Origin of the sequence: Yersinia sp. 2553 StPb PI, assembly GCF_052217105.1 — a bacterium.
Lineage (GTDB): Bacteria > Pseudomonadota > Gammaproteobacteria > Enterobacterales > Enterobacteriaceae > Yersinia > Yersinia enterocolitica_E.
The window spans coordinates 304,447-321,436 of sequence record NZ_JAZGPX010000002.1; the positions used below are offsets into that span (position 1 = coordinate 304,447).

Consider the following 16,990-nt stretch of genomic DNA (forward strand, 5'->3'; position numbering starts at 1 on the left):
GTTACCATGGTAAACATAAAAAAAACCTGCTGCCAAGCGCTTACAACACAGTTGTTTGCTTGCTTTTGGATAGAGGTCAAAAGTACCATGAGGAACTTGTTTAAGGAGGGGGTGGGCAATGTTTACGGGAAGTCCAATGTTTACAGGAAGCATAGTTGCACTGGTAACGCCGATGGACGACAAAGGTGCGGTCGATCGTGCAAGCCTGAAGAAACTGATTGATTACCATGTAACCAGTGGTACTGCGGCGATTGTCTCCGTGGGCACAACTGGTGAGTCTGCAACACTGAACCATGACGAACATGTCGATGTGGTCATGCAGACGCTCGAACTGGCCGACGGCCGAATCCCAGTCATTGCCGGAACCGGCGCTAATGCCACCTCCGAAGCAATTTCTCTCACCCAACGGTTTAATAATACCGGTGTGGTGGGATGTTTGACTGTCACGCCATATTATAATCGGCCAATGCAGGAAGGGTTATATCAACACTTCAAAGCGATTGCTGAAAGTACCGATTTGCCACAAATTCTCTATAATGTGCCTTCGCGTACCGGTTGCGATATGTTACCGCCGACCATTGCTCGCTTAGCCAAAATTAAAAATATTGTTGCTGTTAAAGAAGCAACAGGGAACTTAAGTCGGGTTAGTCAGATCCAAGTGCTGGTTGATGATGAAGATTTCATCCTGCTCAGTGGTGACGATGCGAGCGGACTGGACTTTATGCAACTGGGCGGTAAAGGGGTTATTTCGGTGACAGCTAACATTGCTGCGCGCGAAATGGCTGAACTTTGTGCCTTGGCTGCACAGGGTAACTTTGCAGAAGCACGCCGTTTGAATCAGCGCTTGATGCCGTTGCATCAGCATTTATTTGTAGAAGCAAACCCAATTCCGGTGAAATGGGCCGCGAAGAAGCTGGGATTAATGGCGAATGACACTCTTCGTCTGCCAATGACCCCACTGACTGACCCGGCTAAACGGATTGTGGAAGATGCGCTGAAAAGCGCTGGTTTGCTGTAACTCTTAGGGAAATTTGATGGCAATAACATTGCAAAAGTCGACGGTGGTAACGGTAGTGGGTGTTTCGCTGGCAATGCTGCTGGCAGGTTGCTCCACTGACCAACGCTACAAACGCCAGGTTGGCGGTGACGAGTCTTATCTTGAAGCTCCGGGGCTAAAGCCGCTTAACTCACCAGCAGGGATGATTCTGCCGATACAAAATGGTGAGTTTGATATCCGTTCCGTCAACTCTCAAGGTGCTGTGGGCAAACAGTTGGACATCCGTCCTCCGGTACAACCACTGGCATTGCTTAGCGGTTCTCGCGCTGAAAATGCTAACGATACCAGTAAGCTATTGTTAGAGAATAGCCCGCAAAACCGTAATCTTTGGGCGCAAGTTACCCGCGTTCTACAGGATAAAAACTGGGCGATAGCCAGCCGTCAGGATGCCAGCCAAACGTTGACAACTGACTGGGTCAAATGGAACCGTGCAGATGAAGACGTGCAGTTTGAAGGCCGTTATCAGATAAGCGTGCAGGAGCAAGGTTATCAGTTGGTGTTAGTGGTGAAATCTCTTGCTTTACAGCAAGGTGGGCAACCGGTCACCAGCTATACCGAAATCCAGCGCTACAACGGTGCAATGCTGAATGCCATTATCGAAGGTCTGGATAAGGTGCGTTCTGATAGCGAAAGCAGTCAGGCTTCCCGTAAAGTCGGCACGCTAGATGTTCAAAGCGGCAGCGATGATACTGGTTTACCGCAACTGATTGTACGTGCCCCTTATGCTGTATTGTGGGAACGTCTGCCAGCCGCCCTTGAGAAGATTGGCATGAAGGTTACTGATCGTAGCCGCCCACAAGGTTCGATTAACGTTACCAATAAATCCATGAGTAGCGGCAGTTGGGATGCGTTGGGTGCCAAAGACCCTGAATTGCCAGAAGGCGATTATAAGTTACAGGTCGGTGATCTCGATAACCGCAGTAGCTTACAGTTCATCGGTCCGAAAGGGCATACTCTGACTCAGTCTCAGAACGATGCTCTGGTCGCGGTGTTCCAGGCAGCATTTAGCCAAACTGGTGCTACAAGTACCAAATAAAATCAAAGGGGCTTCGGCCCCTTTCCTTATTTATACCTAAAGTAACTGGAGTTACAGGACGGCGGCAAGTGAACAAATTCCGATGAACTTACATCGGTAAGTGATTCGGGTGAGCGAACGCGCTAACCCCTGCGGCTTCAAGCACGAAAGGTCTGTTTATCGCATATCACTGGAGTAATAAGATGCAAAAGCTAGCTGAGTTGTATCGTGGGAAGGCGAAGACCGTCTATACCACCGAAAATCCTGACCTATTGGTATTGGAGTTCCGTAACGATACGTCAGCACTGGATGGTCAGCGCATTGAACAATTCGATCGTAAAGGAATGGTAAATAACAAATTTAACTATTTCATTATGACTAAATTGGAAGAAGCCGGTATTCCAACGCAAATGGAACGCTTGCTGTCAGATACCGAAGTGTTGGTCAAAAAACTGGAAATGATCCCAGTTGAGTGTGTTATCCGTAACCGTGCCGCAGGCTCGTTGGTAAAACGCTTAGGAATAGAAGAAGGTTTGCAACTAAACCCACCACTGTTCGACCTGTTTTTGAAAAACGATGCCATGCATGACCCAATGGTCAATGAGTCTTATTGCAAGACCTTTGGCTGGGCGACAGAAGCACAATTGGCCCGCATGAAAGAGCTGAGCTATCTGGCGAATGATGTGTTGAGTAAACTGTTTGATGATGCCGGTTTAATCCTGGTGGACTTCAAGTTGGAGTTCGGTTTGTTCGGTGATGAAGTGGTGTTGGGTGATGAGTTCTCACCTGATGGCAGCCGTTTATGGGATAAGGAAACCCTGAACAAGATGGACAAAGACCGTTACCGTCAAAGCCTGGGTGGTTTGATTGAAGCCTACGAAGAAGTTGCACACCGTATCGGCGTAAAATTAGACTAACCGCGCAATCGATTCCGTTTTGTCTGGCGCAGGGGAGATAGTCGCTATCTCCCCCATGCTTTTCTTTCTTAACGCTACAGCATTGTTAGCTATGTTCACCACTCAGCCCCTCTTTGGGCCAGCCGCAGCAAGCAGCGTTTAGTTCTGCTCCAGACAGATTTGTCTCTCACTTGCCGTCTGGTTGTGCCGCTAAGTACTTTGAGCATGTATTTGAATGCCCAACTCCCCTAATAACACCAATCATTTAAGCTTTTAATGGTATTAGCTCGACAGATTTCCTACGATAATATGTAAGGAAAATATCTGGGAGTATTGCTATGCGTTGGCAAGGTCGTCGTGAAAGTGACAATGTAGAAGATAGGCGCGGGGACGCATCCGGGGGCGGTGGTGGGTTCCGGCCTCCGATTGGCGGCAAGGGCGGTATTGTTATTCTGATTGTGGTGTTGGTTGCGGGCTACTACGGGGTTGACTTGACCCCGCTGTTAAATGGCAGTGATCCGATGTCACAAACTCAAACACAGCCACGTTCTCCAAGTTCAGTCAGCACTAAAGATGACCAATATGCCAAATTCACCTCGGTCGTTCTGGCGGATACAGAAGACGCCTGGAAACCTATTTTCCAAAAGATGGGGCGCACCTATCAGGAGCCTAAACTGGTGATGTATCGTGGTGCAACGCGCACCGGTTGCGGTACCGGTCAGTCCGTTATGGGGCCGTTTTATTGCCCAGCAGATAGCACGGTTTATATCGACTTATCTTTCTATGAAGATATGAAGAATAAACTGGGGGCGGGGGGCGACTTTGCTCAGGCCTATGTGATTGCTCATGAAGTTGGCCACCATGTGCAGCATTTGATGGGTATTGATACTAAAGTGCGTCAGCAGCAGCAGGGTGCATCTCAGGCTGAAGCTAATCGTCTCTCGGTCAAAATGGAATTGCAGGCGGACTGCTTTGCCGGTGTGTGGGGCAAAGCGATGGAAGACCAGCAGGTGTTGGAAGTGGGTGATTTACAAGCGGCACTAAATGCGGCACAGGCGATTGGGGATGATCGCTTACAGCAGCAAAGGCAAGGGCGTGTCGTCCCCGATAGCTTCACTCATGGCACATCACAACAGCGCTATACCTGGTTTAAACGTGGTTTCGATAGCGGTGATCCTAATAGCTGCAACACGTTCTCCACCCGTTAAACTGATCAGCTAAAATCATTGGCGTTACAGCGAACAGCGCTGTAACGTCAGGTACGAAAAGTATAAATAGATTATCATAAGACCACTTTCCTCTTACCGGCACGCTAGCTGCCGGCATTTATTGCAAGGCAGGGATAACCATGGCCGCTCTTGATCCAACTTTATTGATTCTATTGGCGTTGGCTGCGCTTGGCATCATTAGCCACAATATGACCGTCACATTAGCTATTCTGACACTACTCGCCATTCGTATTACTCCGTTAAATCAGTTTTTCCCATGGATAGAAAAGTATGGCTTAACTATCGGTATTTTGATTCTGACCATTGGCGTGATGACGCCGATTGCTAGTGGTAAAATTAGCGCCAGCGAGGTGCTGCACTCCTTTGTGCAGTGGAAATCGATATTAGCCATTGTGGTCGGGGTTGCGGTCTCTTGGTTAGGCGGGCGTGGCGTGTCGTTGATGACTCACCAACCGTCCGTGGTGGCAGGGCTATTGGTCGGAACGGTACTGGGGGTTGCGTTATTCAGAGGCGTTCCGGTTGGGCCGTTGATCGCCGCGGGCTTGCTTTCACTGGTGATCGGTAAATCGTAACGTGATCCATCAAATTGTGCTCAGCCAACCACTAATGGCACGGCAGGGGATACGGCGTTTACTGGTCCTCAGCGGTTGCGCGGATTGGTCGCGCCAGCAGGCATTAAATCTGCGTCAGCAATTGCCGGGTGATTGGTTATGGATAGCAGAACAGGCCCCTGACACTGGCAATGCAATTCACCCGACAGCGGCAAAAACCTTACTCGGGCAGGAAGGGTTACATGGCGTATTTGATGCCACCGATGGTTTGAATACCGAAGCACTGGCGGTGCTGGCCGGCGCATTGCAAGCTGGGAGCTGGCTGGTGCTATTAGTGCCGCAGTGGGATAGGTGGCCGTGCTTACCAGACGCTGATAGTTTGCGCTGGAGTGAACAACTAACCCCCATCACTACACCGAATTTTATTCACCATCTGCAACGTCAACTTCAGGCTGATCCTGATGTTATTTTGTGGCAACAGAACCAGCCGCTAGCTATGCCTATGGTGTACTCTCGCCCAGACTGGCAGCAGCCCGACGGTTCTCCTACCACGGAACAGCAAACTATCCTTCAACGCCTAATGCAGGCAGAACGCGGCACTTGGGTGCTGACGGCAGCCCGTGGGCGCGGTAAATCGACGCTGGCCGGTATGTTGGTAGCGCAGTGGCCCGGTCGCTGCTGGGTTACCGGGCCGGGTAAAGCGGCCACACAAGTGCTGAATCAGTGCGCGGGAGAACGAGCGCACTTCTGGGCGCCGGATGCACTATTAGACTACTGTCGGTTAAACGATGTCAGCGGCATTGACTGGTTATTGATTGATGAGGCTGCGGCTATCCCTGCCACACTCCTATCGGCGTTATTGGTGTACTTCCCACGGGCATTATTAACCACCACCGTACAGGGTTACGAAGGCACCGGGCGTGGTTTCTTGTTGAAGTTCTGTACAACACTACACGATTGGCACCCTTTGGCGCTAACAGACCCTATTCGTTGGGCCAGCGGTGATCCGCTAGAGCGTGTCGTGGATGAAGTTATGCTATTTGACGATGAGCTACCGTGCCGCGAATCTCTCTCAGCGTCAGTCGATATTATGCCCTGTAAGCAGCGCGATTGGCTGCACTACCCCGAATTGCTGCGACGTTTTTATGGTTTGCTTGCCAGTGCGCATTATCGCACCACCCCTCTTGATTTGCGGCGTTTGATGGATGCGCCGGGGATGCATTTTTCTGCGGCCAAGGTGGCTGATTCAGTCATTGGTGCACTGTGGCTGGTGGATGAGGGGGGGCTTAGCAGTGCATTAGCCCATGCCGTTTGGGCAGGGAAACGGCGGCCAAAGGGGAGTTTGGTGGCTCAGTCACTGGCGGCACATAGTGGGCAATGGCATGCACCCACCTTACGGTCGCGGCGAATCAGTCGAGTCGCCGTCGCACCGTCATGGCGGCAGCAGGGGATAGCCCGGCAGATGATTGCCGCCGAGCTTGCGTGTGGGCTGCGCGAGAGGCTTGATTATATTTCAGTCAGTTTTGGTTATACCCCCGAATTAGAATGCTTCTGGCGTGCCTGTGGCTTTCATCTGGTGCGTATTGGTAGCCATAAGGAAGCCAGCAGCGGCTGTTACGCGGCAATGGCGGTATCACCCTTGAGTCCGGCGGGGCAATCGCTCTGTGAGGCAGCACGGCAGCAATTAGAGCGTGATTGGTATTGGTTGCAACAATGGGTAGACATCCCAACGCCCTTATCGTTATCCCCGCCTCAACAACCTGACATTTCCTTAAATGACGACGACTGGCGTGAACTGGCTGGTTTTGCCTTTGCTTTTCGGCCGTTAGAAGCGAGCTTACCCGCTCTACAGCGTTTATTATTACGCAGCCAATTACCCCTTCCTGCATTACGGTATTATTTACAGCAAGGTATTTCGCCCGCGCAGATTGTTAATAATCTAGCCCTCACAGGGCGAAAAGCATTAGTAGCACGGTGGCGGCAAGAGGCAGCCGAGGGGATGGCAGAGGGTTGATGACAGTTATCTTTTATTGTCTTAAAACTCAATTTCTCATGATGTGTCGAAGAGGCTCTTAAGGTAAGGTATTCGCCATATTCAGGATGAGTATAGCGAGGATACCAGGCTAGATGCACACGCACAGATTGGTCACTGAAGGATTAGTAAAAATTGAAGATGGCATGGGGTACATTGATATTGAATTTGTTTTTGCGGGAGATGAAAAACGTTCCATCACCGTGAGGCTAATGTTCTGTCCCCCCCCTCTTTAGATCCTGTGGCAGCAGGAAGAGCTAAACCCGACACAGATATTTGCAAAGCCTGAAGGCTCAATTGACCTATTGCTACATGAGTTACATTATCTCTATAGCGCGTTAGTTGACTTCATGCTTAGGGTGGTTGACATTGAAAGCACACAACGTCTGTATTTCTCTGCTGAGAACGAAGCCTTAATACGATATATCCAAGGTATGTTAAGCGGTTTGCCAGAGAGCGTAATCTCACCTACCTAAATGATGGGGCTTGTTATGCGATACGAACGCGGCACTACCCACACGAAGGGTAAAATTGATTTTAAAGCGATTCATGATGGCAAAGTCGAAATGTTCAAACGATTTATGGCTGCTAAAGAAGTTGCTGAGCGCAAAGGTGAAGTGATAGTAAAACCGCTTTGATCTCATCTGCTTATAATGATAATGAATACAGGCTAATTGGCCTGTTTTGTTGATAATAAATTACTCGAGCAATCGACTATCCACCGAGTCAGATCCCGCATCCGCCGTTACCTTCAATAATTCCCACCAACTCCATCAATAAAACCCAATATCTCTCCGAAACCTGCAGCGTATAGTAACGTTATTGTCATTTAATGATTAAAGGCCGCTTGATGAATCAGACTTCTATCGTAGTGCAGCAACCGGCAACGCCAGAACAATTAATATTATTGTTTCATGGTGTTGGTGATAGCGCCGCTGGAATGGCACCGGTCGGTAGCCATTTTGCACAAGCCTTTCCTCAGGCGCTGGTCGTCAGTGTTGATGGTATATTCGCCAGCAACATGGGGAGTGGGCGTCAGTGGTTCTCAGTGCAAGGTGTTACTGAGGATAATCGTCAGGAGCGAGTTAATGCGGTGATGTCGCAATTCATTGATATTATACGTTATTGGCAACAGAAGAGTGGCCTTGGGGCACAGCAGACCACCCTGGTCGGTTTTTCGCAGGGCACGATTATGTCATTGGAGGGGGTGAAAGCTCAGCCGCAGTTAGCCGGGCAAGTTATTGCGTTTAGTGGCCGTTTTGCGACGTTACCACAGCAACCCATCGCTGACGTGGTGATCCATTTTATTCATGGTGAGCAGGATGGGGTGATTCGTGTGGAACATGCCAAGGCTGCAACCAGTAGCTTAATGGCTTTGGGCTGCCGCGTAACACTGAGTCTGGATGCCAATACTGGGCATGGTATTAATCAACCAATGCTCAAACTGGCTATCGACCATTTGCGTGACGATATTGCAGCGAGGTAATTCACCCTGACGAAGGGGGCTGGCCCCTTCGTTTGATGTGACTCGAGCTTTACTTATTTTTTCTTGTTCTTATCCGGCCAGTCGTCATCGTCGTCCCATTGCGCATTGTTATCGCGATGAGGTGGTAATTCTGGTTTGTTTTTTAAAAAGCTTTTATGATCAAGACGGCGTAACTCTTTGATGCCGTTTAAGATAATACCCGCAAGCAGGATAAGTATGATCCACCAATAATCTGCTAACCAGTGCATGGTTAAGTTCCTTCCGTTGATATACCTGTCATCTTTCAAACTGCCGGTGTGGCTGCACTCAAGAACCTGAATCACCTGACTGCGTAAGCACGTCGGGATTAATCAACCTTATTCTCGCTTGCCGACTTCCTGCATCTTGGAATCTATAGGGTATGAATAAATCGCGAAAAAATCATGGGTAAATGGCTTGTCAGCCACTCACTGCCTGCCACATCCTGTGATTGCCAAGCTTCTAGTAGAATGTTGGGTGTCAGTAAATGTTCCGCCGCCGCAGCTAACGGGCGATAACTTAGGTGCCAAGGTTCTGCTGCAATACCGCCGTTATCCTCGCTAAATGGCCGGTAAAAACCAAATTCAGCCATATGAACATCCAGCCACTGGGTCAACGGATAAAAATAGCCACTCGCTTGGTATTCCCATGGCTCCAGCTGTAATTTAGTCTCTGCGGGCAACAGGGAGGGATCGTAAATATCCAGATCACTGCCCCAGTGATGGCGGCTGGCTCCCGGCAGGGCAGACCAGCGTAAAATAGCCTCACAACGAGCCTGAGCATCAAGTTGGCAAATCTCTATCGGCTGGCTGTCTTTATCTAATACTGGTCGCTCACCACGAAATTTACCATTCCAGATCGCTAATTGGCGGTCAAAATCGCGAAAAGTGCTGGCAGGTTGTAAATCAAACCCCGCTCGTTTAGCGGCTTGTTGCATAGCCTGAAAGGCCGCAACAGCTTGTGGTTGCAGGCGATGGTTGCCGCTTAACACCGTCAGATGATCGGTTGAACGGCCGGTAAGCATCTCTGGTGTTAATGTATTAGCTGTCATGCGATGAGCTGCTCCATAATTCGCTGATACATCCGGCTCAGTAGTTGCAAGTCAGCGGCGTGAACACATTCATTCACTTTATGGATAGTGGCATTAACCGGCCCTAACTCCACCACTTGAGCACCCATTAACGCGATAAAACGGCCATCAGAGGTGCCCCCGGTGGTTAACAGTTGCGGCGTGATTTCAGTGTAGTGCTCAACAGCATTAATTACTGCATCGACCAGCGCACCCCTTGCGGTAAGAAAGGGTTGACCAGACAACACCCACTCGAGGGTGTAATTTAGTTGATGGCGTTTCAACAGCGCCTCTACGCGCTGCTTAATCATGCTATCAGTCAGTTCTGTACTGAAACGGAAGTTGAACTGCACATAGAACTCACCGGGAATCACATTATTGCTGCCGGTTCCGGCATGCAAATTGGCGATCTGCATACTGGTGGCGGGGAAGAACTCATTGCCTTCATCCCATTGTGTAGCAACCAGCTCATTCAGGGCTGGCATGGCACGGTGAACCGGATTATCCGCTAAATGAGGATAGGCCACGTGCCCTTGAATTCCATGGATACGCAAGTTGGCAGTAATAGAACCCCGGCGGCCATTTTTCACCACATCGCCGACTCGGTCAGTACTGGAGGGTTCGCCAACCAGACAGTAATCCAGCCGCTCGTTACGCGCCATCAACGCATTCACGACTTTGACCGTACCGTTAATGGCCTTGGCTTCTTCATCGGAGGTAATCATAAATGCCAGCCGGCCTTTATGTTCTGGATGAGCCGCGACAAAACGTTCGGCGGCGACCACCATTGCAGCCAGTGAACCTTTCATATCGGCGGCACCACGGCCATACAGCATGCCATCACGAATGGTCGGTTCAAACGGTGGGCTGCTCCAATGGCTTTCATCACCGGTGGGGACCACATCGGTATGACCGGCAAATGCCAAGGTTTCACCTTCGCCGCGCCAGGCCCAGAAATTAAGGGTATCGCCAAAATTCATAGGTTCTACCGTAAAACCGATAGCCTCTAAGCGCTTAATCATGATCGCCTGGCAGCCCGCATCAGAAGGGCTGAGCGACGGGCGTTTAATTAATTGTTGGGCCAGTTCGATTACCGGACAGATCATGTTATTGCACCTCGATAACGTGTTGTTTAATATTATGTTGTTGAATAAAAAGTTGATAACTTTCAGTTTTGAAGCCCAGCAGCATTTCGCCATTGGTGGCTTCCAGTAGCGGGCGTTTAATTATGGCTGGCTGTTCTAGCATCAGCGCTTTGGCGGCCAGAGCATCGGTTATTGCATCACGTTGGGCTTGTGGCAATTTACGCCAGGTGGTACCGCGCGTATTGAGCAATGGTTCCCAACCCAGTTGATCGATAAAACCTTGCAGGCGTTCGTCACTCAATCCGTCTGCACGATAATCGTGAAACTGATAGGCAATACCTTGCTCTTCCAGCCAGCGGCGGGCCTTTTTTATGGTATCGCAATTTTTAATGCCATAAAGGCGCAATGATGGAGTGGCTAGGCTATCTGACATGGAAAAATAATACCTCGGCTAGAATGGCAAATCAGGTCAGCCGTATAGACGACTGCCCGGCTCAAGGGGAGCAATTTGCCCATAATGCGGGAAAATGTGATTTGAATCCAGACGGCTATGCGTTGTTGAGCGCGGCGGTAATCAGAACTGAGCTGTTGATTTAGCCAATACGGTCAAGGTTAGCGGCATATTGGCGAATTGCTTTTTGGTAGAGGCTGATGTCCTGATGGTTTGAGGTTTCAGCCAGCAATATCAATAACGCAGCGACTGCCTCTTTGGTTTCACCGAGGTTATACAGTGTCATGGCGCGGAATAAGGTAATCTCTTTCGCTTGTGGGAAATGGGCTAACGCGCGGTCAAATGTATCCAGTGACTCTTGATATAACCCCAGAGCGCGATAAGTGCTGCCCAGCCCCAAATAAGCCTCCTGCAACTCTTTACCTACCAGATTGTGCTCAATAGCGGCCCGATAGAATGGGATTGCCTGCAACTCCAACCCCTGCACATCATACAGTGAGGCAATCTTATACAGCAGACTGGCGTTATCTGGTGAACGACGCAGTAAGTCCAGCGCCATTGCCACCGCATCATCATAACGGCCCAGCTCTTTTAATGAGTCGATGGAGTGTTTCATGGTTGTGCTCTGTATTTTGCCAATAACGGGTTTTGTCAAAAACGGCGTTTACCCCTATATATCTGAGCACGCTACTCTCGAATGATAAAACAGGCAAGTGATGTAATGCTGGCTGAGGAAACTCAGTGACAGGGCAAAATTCAAGATCTCTGCGACAGATCTCATTTCAACCGTTAGGTAGCTTACTTTCAATTTTGACTGTTCAAAAAATAGGCGTATAATTGGCCGCGATAATTAGAGAGGATGTTATGGTTGAATTTGAGTTAAGCACGTGGAAAGAGTTTATCGATGCTATGCTGCGTAAGGCATAAGCGAATAAACCGGCAGTAAGAGTAACTATCTTTTTGTTGTTTTAACGATTGACTTATTACACCCAGGGGCGAAAAATCGCTCGCCAGAAAGGCAGAGACCATATTGGCTCTGCCTTTTTTATGCCCGTCATCTTTCAAACCGTAGGTGTGTTGGCGGCTCTCGTTCACCCGAATCACTGACTTGATGTCAGCTCATCGGGATTCTCTTGCTTGCCGTCTTCCTACAGCTTGAAATCTATTGGGCATAATCAGATGTCATCTTTCCAACCGTAGGTGTGTTGGCGGCTCTCGTTCACCCGAATCACTGACTTGATGTCAGCTCATCGGGATTCTCTTGCTTGCCGTCTGCCTACAGCTTGAAATCTATTGGGCATAATCAGAAGTCATCTTTCCAACCGTAGGTGTGTTGGCGTCTCTAGTTACCCGGCCCATCCTTGGGGGGTAGCGGCTCTCGTTACTCTTTCGCGCGCGGTGGCCTGCCTGGGAAGCGACGACGCACCAGAACAAAGAACAGCGGTACAAAGAAAATCGCCAGCACGGTAGCTGAAATCATCCCCCCCATCACACCAGTACCTACGGCATGTTGGCTACCTGAGCCTGCACCCTGGCTGATAGCCATGGGTAATACACCAAAGATAAATGCCAGCGAGGTCATCAAAATAGGCCGCAACCGCTGGCGGGAAGCCTCAAGAGTGGCTTCGACTAAATCTTTACCTTTATTGTTTAATTCGCTGGCAAACTCGACGATTAAAATGGCGTTTTTGGCCGATAAGCCAATAATGGTCAGCAACCCGACCTGGAAATAAACGTCATTCTCCAACCCACGCATCCAAGTGGCCGCCACCGCACCTATAACCCCGAGAGGCACCACCAACATCACAGAAAACGGTATTGACCAGCTCTCATACAATGCCGCCAAACACAAAAACACCACCAGTAACGAGATGGCATAGAGGGCCGGGGCCTGTGAACCCGATAGCCGCTCCTGATAGGACATGCCTGTCCACTCCAGACCAAAACCATTCGGTAGCTGTTTGACCAGATTCTCCATAACATCCATTGCAGTACCGGTACTGATACCTGGTGCCGCCTCACCGACAATCTCCAGTGCAGAATAACCGTTATAGCGCTCCAATCGTGGTGAGCCATATTCCCAGCGGGTAGTAGAGAACGCCGAGAAGGGCACCATGCTGCCGCTTTTATTACGGACATACCATTTGTTAACGTCTTCCGGCAGCATACGGGCGGTGGCCTCAGACTGCACATAGACTTTCTTCACCCGCCCACGATCAACAAAGTCGTTAACATAAGTCGAACCCCAGGCCGTTTTCAGGGTGTTATTAATATCATCCAGTGCTACGCCCAATGCTTGTGCTTTGCGTTGATCGATATCTATCTGCAACTGCGGGCTATCGTCCAATCCGTTATGTCGCACCCGGGTCAGGGCTGGCTCTTTAGCCGCCATCTGTAATAACTGATCGCGAGCAGCCATCAATTTGTCATGGCCCAAACCGCCGTGATCTTGTAATTCCATATCAAAACCTGATGAGCCACCCAAGCCTGAAATGGCCGGCGGGCTACTGACTGACACTCTGGCTTCGGCAATTTTATTAAATACTTTGGTGGCACGTTCAATAATGGCAAAAGAAGAGTTATTACTCTCTTTACGCTGATCCCAATCAGACAGCCGGATGAAGAGGCGTGCCACATTTTGGCCGTTACCACCTGGGCCGGACCCCACCGTTGAGAATACCGACAACACATTATTCTTTTCTTCCGTCAGGAAGTAGTTCTCTACTTTTTCAACCACTTTCAGTGTCTGTTGCTGGGTTGATCCCACTGGGAGCTGGACTTGCGCCATAAACACACCACGGTCTTCCAATGGTAAGAACGACGTCGGTAACTTGATGAACAACAGAGCCAGCCCGCCCAACAGCAGAAAATAGAGCAACATATAGCGCAGACTATGATGTAACACCTGAGCCACACCTTTCTCGTAACGGCGAGTGTTATTATCGAACATACGGTTAAACCAACCGAAAAAGCCACGCTTGGCGTGATGATGGCCCTGCTGAATGGGTTTGAGCATGGTGGCGCAAAGTGCTGGGGTTAGAATTAAGGCGACCAGCACCGAAAGCACCATGGCAGAAACGATGGTAATGGAGAATTGGCGGTAGATGGCCCCGGTGGTCCCACCGAAGAATGCCATCGGGATAAACACGGCAGACAGCACCAGCGCAATACCCACCAATGCGCCCTGAATTTGCCCCATAGACTTACGAGTCGCTTCGCGTGGCCCTAGTCCTTCTTCGCTCATCACTCGTTCGACGTTTTCCACCACCACGATGGCATCGTCAACTAACAGCCCGATCGCCAATACAATGGCAAACATGGTTAGGGTATTAATACTGAATCCGAACGCCGACAGTACTGCGAACGTGCCCAATAGCACCACTGGGACGGCGATTGTTGGGATAAGGGTGGCGCGGAAATTCTGCAAAAAGAGATACATCACCAGGAAAACCAACAAAATGGCTTCCAACAATGTTTTTACCACATCCTTGATTGAGGCTTTAACGAACGGTGTGGTTTCATAAGCGATTTTGGCTTCAAGACCGTGCGGGAAAAACGGGGCCAGTTCTGCTATCCGGGCCTTAACCAACTCATCGGTTTGCAGTTCATTGGCACCGGAGGCGAGCTTGATACTCATCCCTGATGCCGCCTGGCCATTAAAGCGACTCAGATAATCATATCTTTCAGCACCCATCTCAATTTTAGCCACATCACCCAATGTGACCAGCGAGCCGTCCTGGTTGACCCGCAGCGTGATTTCCCTAAATTGCTCTGGTGTCTGTAATTGAGATTGAGCATTAATGGTGGCATTTAATGCCTGATTATCGACGGAAGGGGTTCCGCCTAATTGGCCCACCGCAATCTGACTATTTTGCGATTGGATAGCGCTGACAATATCTTGGGTGGTCAGTTGATAATTATTGAGTTTATTGGGGTCGAGCCAGATACGCATAGCATATTGGGAACCGAAGGCATCAATGCTACCGACCCCTTCGATACGGCTAAGTGGGTCTTGCAGATTACTGGCGACATAGTCGGCAATATCTTGTTTATCCATACTGCCATCGGTGGAGACAAAGGCCACCATCATCAAGGTGTTATCACCAGATTTCGAGACTGAAACCCCTTGCTGTTGCACATCTTGTGGCAGTTTTTTAATGGCAGACTGCAACTGATTCTGTACCTGCTGCATCGCTTCGTTAGGATCAGTACCCGCTTGGAATGTCAGGGTTATTGATGCGCTGCCAGAGTTGCTGCTTTGCGATGACATATACAGCAGCTTATCAAGGCCGGTCATGCTTTGCTCGATAACCTGCGTGACGGTATTTTCCAGTGTTTGTGCCGAGGCTCCTGGATATGAGGCACTGATGCGGACATTAGGTGGTGCCAGATTCGGGTATTGCTCAACAGGCAGCGTCGAGATTGCTAAAGCCCCGGTAAGACACAAAATTATCGCCAATACCCAAGCAAAGATCGGGCGGTCGATGAAAAAATTAGCCATGCAGTGCCAGCCTCTATAAATAAAAAATCATATCCAGCAGAATCTACTGTGCACTTTACGCGGGAATGCGGGTGGAAACGTGAAGAAAATATGGAGAACCTGTAAAAAACCTCGATAAAACTGAGTTAATCCACCTCAATGTAGAAAATAATGATAAACAGGTGTTTTTTCTGGCATCAGGTAAACTGATTATATCCCAAGAATTTAGCGTGGCAGCCTTGTTGCGATGTTAAATGGGTAGGGAATAGCAGTCACTCAAAATAGGAATTTTTATGGAGCTAAATCCAGTGTTTGCCCGCCGTATCTATCTCTGCTGGTTAATCAGCAGTGGTGACTCGCTTAATGTACCGCGCTTGATGGAATTGACCGGCTGGCCACGGCGCACCTTGCAAGATGTCTTGAAGGCGCTACCCGGTTTGGGTATCACTCTGACTTTTGTGCAGTGTGGCGTGCGCAATAACGCGGGTTATTACCAGTTAGATAGTTGGGGGCCACTGAACAAAAAATGGATATACGATAACCATGATTTTATTTTAGCGGCCATTGAGTAGCCTGATAGCCAGCGAGTAGTTTGGTGGCTATTAAATAATTGGGTGGTGGTTAGTACTTTTTATTTTCCAAAAACAGAATGGTTGCTGCCACTCGCGAACGCACATTTAACTTACGCAATAAATTACGAATATGTACTTTTACGGTTTCTTCTGAAATGTGTAATTCAAATGCGACTTGCTTATTGGACATACCGCGCGCCACTTCTTGCAGCACATCTAATTCGCGCTCGGTTAACTCGGAGAAAGGATTAATCTCTTCATGGCGGGAGGATAAGTATTGTGCAACTTCATTGCTGAATACATTCTCGCCACGCGCTGCCTGACGGATATTTTCCAGTAATACTTCCGGTTCGCTATCTTTGAGCAGATAACCATCAGCACCGGCATCAATCATGGCATATACATCGCTGCGCGCATCAGAAACCGTCAGCACGATAATTCGCGCATCAATCCCGTCATGTCGTAATGCTTTTAGGGTATCTAGCCCAGACATCCCTTTCATATTCAGGTCGAGCAGAATGACATCCGGCTGACATTTGGCCGCTTCGGTAATAGCCTCACTGCCGCAGTTAGCTTCGGCAACGACATCAAAACTGTGGTCCATCTCAAGTAATTGCCGAATACCACGGCGCATAAGGGGATGGTCATCAACGATCATAATGGTGTGACTTTTGGTCATATAAGTAATGTCCCTGTAACCGATATATGCCCATTATCTTGCAAATTGCATCGGGGGATTGGCGGTTGATGTTACTCGGCCACTGTGAGCGGTGAGCACATCTGTTCCTGACCGCCTTCCTGCACTTTGTAATCTATTGGGTATAGACGTTAAATATTTTGGCTGTTGAATACAGATTATTTTCGATAGCCAATTTAGCAGGCTACGTTATCCATTATTGTTAGTAAAACTGCGATCTAAGTGTACCTCAAAACTGAGGCCAAATTCATTTAACCGCAACAGTTTACCTGAAGAAATAATTACCAAAGTATCATCTTGTTTGATAGCTATTCTCATTAAACAAATCGTTATATAAAAAAGGTAATAACGC

At 49.1% G+C, this 16,990-nt stretch carries 16 protein-coding genes; 9 read left to right on the forward strand and 7 right to left on the reverse strand.

Going from position 1 to position 16,990, the window contains the following annotated elements; all coding sequences use genetic code 11:
- The first annotated feature begins 136 nt into the window (after positions 1-136).
- The 8 genes from dapA (at position 137) to ypfH (ending at position 8,266) form a co-directional block, all read left to right on the forward strand.
- Positions 137-1,018, forward strand: coding sequence for a 4-hydroxy-tetrahydrodipicolinate synthase (gene dapA / locus V2A84_RS02500; protein WP_083163301.1), 882 nt, complete (start codon positions 137-139; stop codon positions 1,016-1,018).
- Positions 1,019-1,034: 16 nt separating this feature from the next.
- Entirely contained in the window at positions 1,035-2,093 is a 1,059-nt protein-coding gene (gene bamC / locus V2A84_RS02505; RefSeq protein ID WP_083163303.1) for an outer membrane protein assembly factor BamC, read from the forward strand.
- 182 nt (positions 2,094-2,275) lie between these two features.
- The gene (gene purC / locus V2A84_RS02510) at positions 2,276-2,989 is read left to right on the forward strand and encodes a phosphoribosylaminoimidazolesuccinocarboxamide synthase (RefSeq protein WP_083163306.1); all 714 of its coding nucleotides are present in this window, start codon (positions 2,276-2,278) and stop codon (positions 2,987-2,989) included.
- A gap of 317 nt (positions 2,990-3,306) precedes the next feature.
- The gene (gene ypfJ / locus V2A84_RS02515) at positions 3,307-4,176 is read left to right on the forward strand and encodes a KPN_02809 family neutral zinc metallopeptidase (RefSeq protein WP_083163309.1); all 870 of its coding nucleotides are present in this window, start codon (positions 3,307-3,309) and stop codon (positions 4,174-4,176) included.
- 140 nt (positions 4,177-4,316) lie between these two features.
- A complete protein-coding gene (locus V2A84_RS02520) occupies positions 4,317-4,769 on the forward strand; it encodes a DUF441 domain-containing protein (protein ID WP_004876835.1) in 453 nt (150 codons plus the stop codon).
- 34 nt (positions 4,770-4,803) lie between these two features.
- Positions 4,804-6,762: a tRNA(Met) cytidine acetyltransferase TmcA gene (locus V2A84_RS02525; RefSeq protein ID WP_102970584.1), complete on the forward strand. Its 1,959-nt coding sequence runs from the start codon at positions 4,804-4,806 to the stop codon at positions 6,760-6,762.
- 509 nt (positions 6,763-7,271) lie between these two features.
- Entirely contained in the window at positions 7,272-7,418 is a 147-nt protein-coding gene (locus V2A84_RS02530; protein ID WP_005183905.1) for a hypothetical protein, read from the forward strand.
- Positions 7,419-7,630: 212 nt separating this feature from the next.
- A complete protein-coding gene (gene ypfH, locus V2A84_RS02535) occupies positions 7,631-8,266 on the forward strand; it encodes an esterase (RefSeq protein ID WP_083163312.1) in 636 nt (211 codons plus the stop codon).
- Positions 8,267-8,319: 53 nt separating this feature from the next.
- Here the strand turns inward: ypfH and V2A84_RS02540 are convergent, their stop codons facing one another.
- The 6 genes from V2A84_RS02540 to acrD all read right to left on the reverse strand — a co-directional run bounded on the left by V2A84_RS02540 (position 8,320) and on the right by acrD (position 15,390).
- Complete coding sequence (locus V2A84_RS02540) at positions 8,320-8,514, reverse strand: YpfN family protein (RefSeq protein WP_083163315.1); 195 nt, start codon at positions 8,512-8,514, stop codon at positions 8,320-8,322.
- A 143-nt stretch (positions 8,515-8,657) separates the two neighbouring features.
- Complete coding sequence (locus V2A84_RS02545; RefSeq protein ID WP_083163318.1) at positions 8,658-9,335, reverse strand: M15 family metallopeptidase; 678 nt, start codon at positions 9,333-9,335, stop codon at positions 8,658-8,660.
- Positions 9,332-10,459 carry a succinyl-diaminopimelate desuccinylase gene (dapE, locus tag V2A84_RS02550; RefSeq protein WP_083163321.1) on the reverse strand — a complete coding sequence of 376 codons (1,128 nt, stop codon included), beginning with the start codon at positions 10,457-10,459 and terminating at the stop codon, positions 9,332-9,334. Before dapE ends, V2A84_RS02545 begins: the two co-directional genes overlap by 4 nt.
- Before the next feature lies 1 nt (position 10,460).
- Complete coding sequence (locus V2A84_RS02555) at positions 10,461-10,871, reverse strand: ArsC family reductase (RefSeq protein ID WP_083163324.1); 411 nt, start codon at positions 10,869-10,871, stop codon at positions 10,461-10,463.
- Positions 10,872-11,031: 160 nt separating this feature from the next.
- Positions 11,032-11,505, reverse strand: a complete 474-nt coding sequence (locus V2A84_RS02560; RefSeq protein WP_083163331.1) for a tetratricopeptide repeat protein — start codon at positions 11,503-11,505, stop codon at positions 11,032-11,034.
- A gap of 765 nt (positions 11,506-12,270) precedes the next feature.
- Positions 12,271-15,390 carry a multidrug efflux RND transporter permease AcrD gene (acrD, locus tag V2A84_RS02565; protein WP_083163334.1) on the reverse strand — a complete coding sequence of 1,040 codons (3,120 nt, stop codon included), beginning with the start codon at positions 15,388-15,390 and terminating at the stop codon, positions 12,271-12,273.
- Positions 15,391-15,662: 272 nt separating this feature from the next.
- On the opposite strand from acrD, the gene V2A84_RS02570 reads away from it, so the two are divergent.
- Complete coding sequence (locus tag V2A84_RS02570; protein WP_083163336.1) at positions 15,663-15,941, forward strand: winged helix-turn-helix domain-containing protein; 279 nt, start codon at positions 15,663-15,665, stop codon at positions 15,939-15,941.
- Between the two features lie 49 nt (positions 15,942-15,990).
- Here the strand turns inward: V2A84_RS02570 and narP are convergent, their stop codons facing one another.
- Complete coding sequence (gene narP / locus V2A84_RS02575; protein WP_372569445.1) at positions 15,991-16,620, reverse strand: nitrate/nitrite response regulator protein NarP; 630 nt, start codon at positions 16,618-16,620, stop codon at positions 15,991-15,993.
- Between the last annotated feature and the right edge of the window lie 370 nt (positions 16,621-16,990).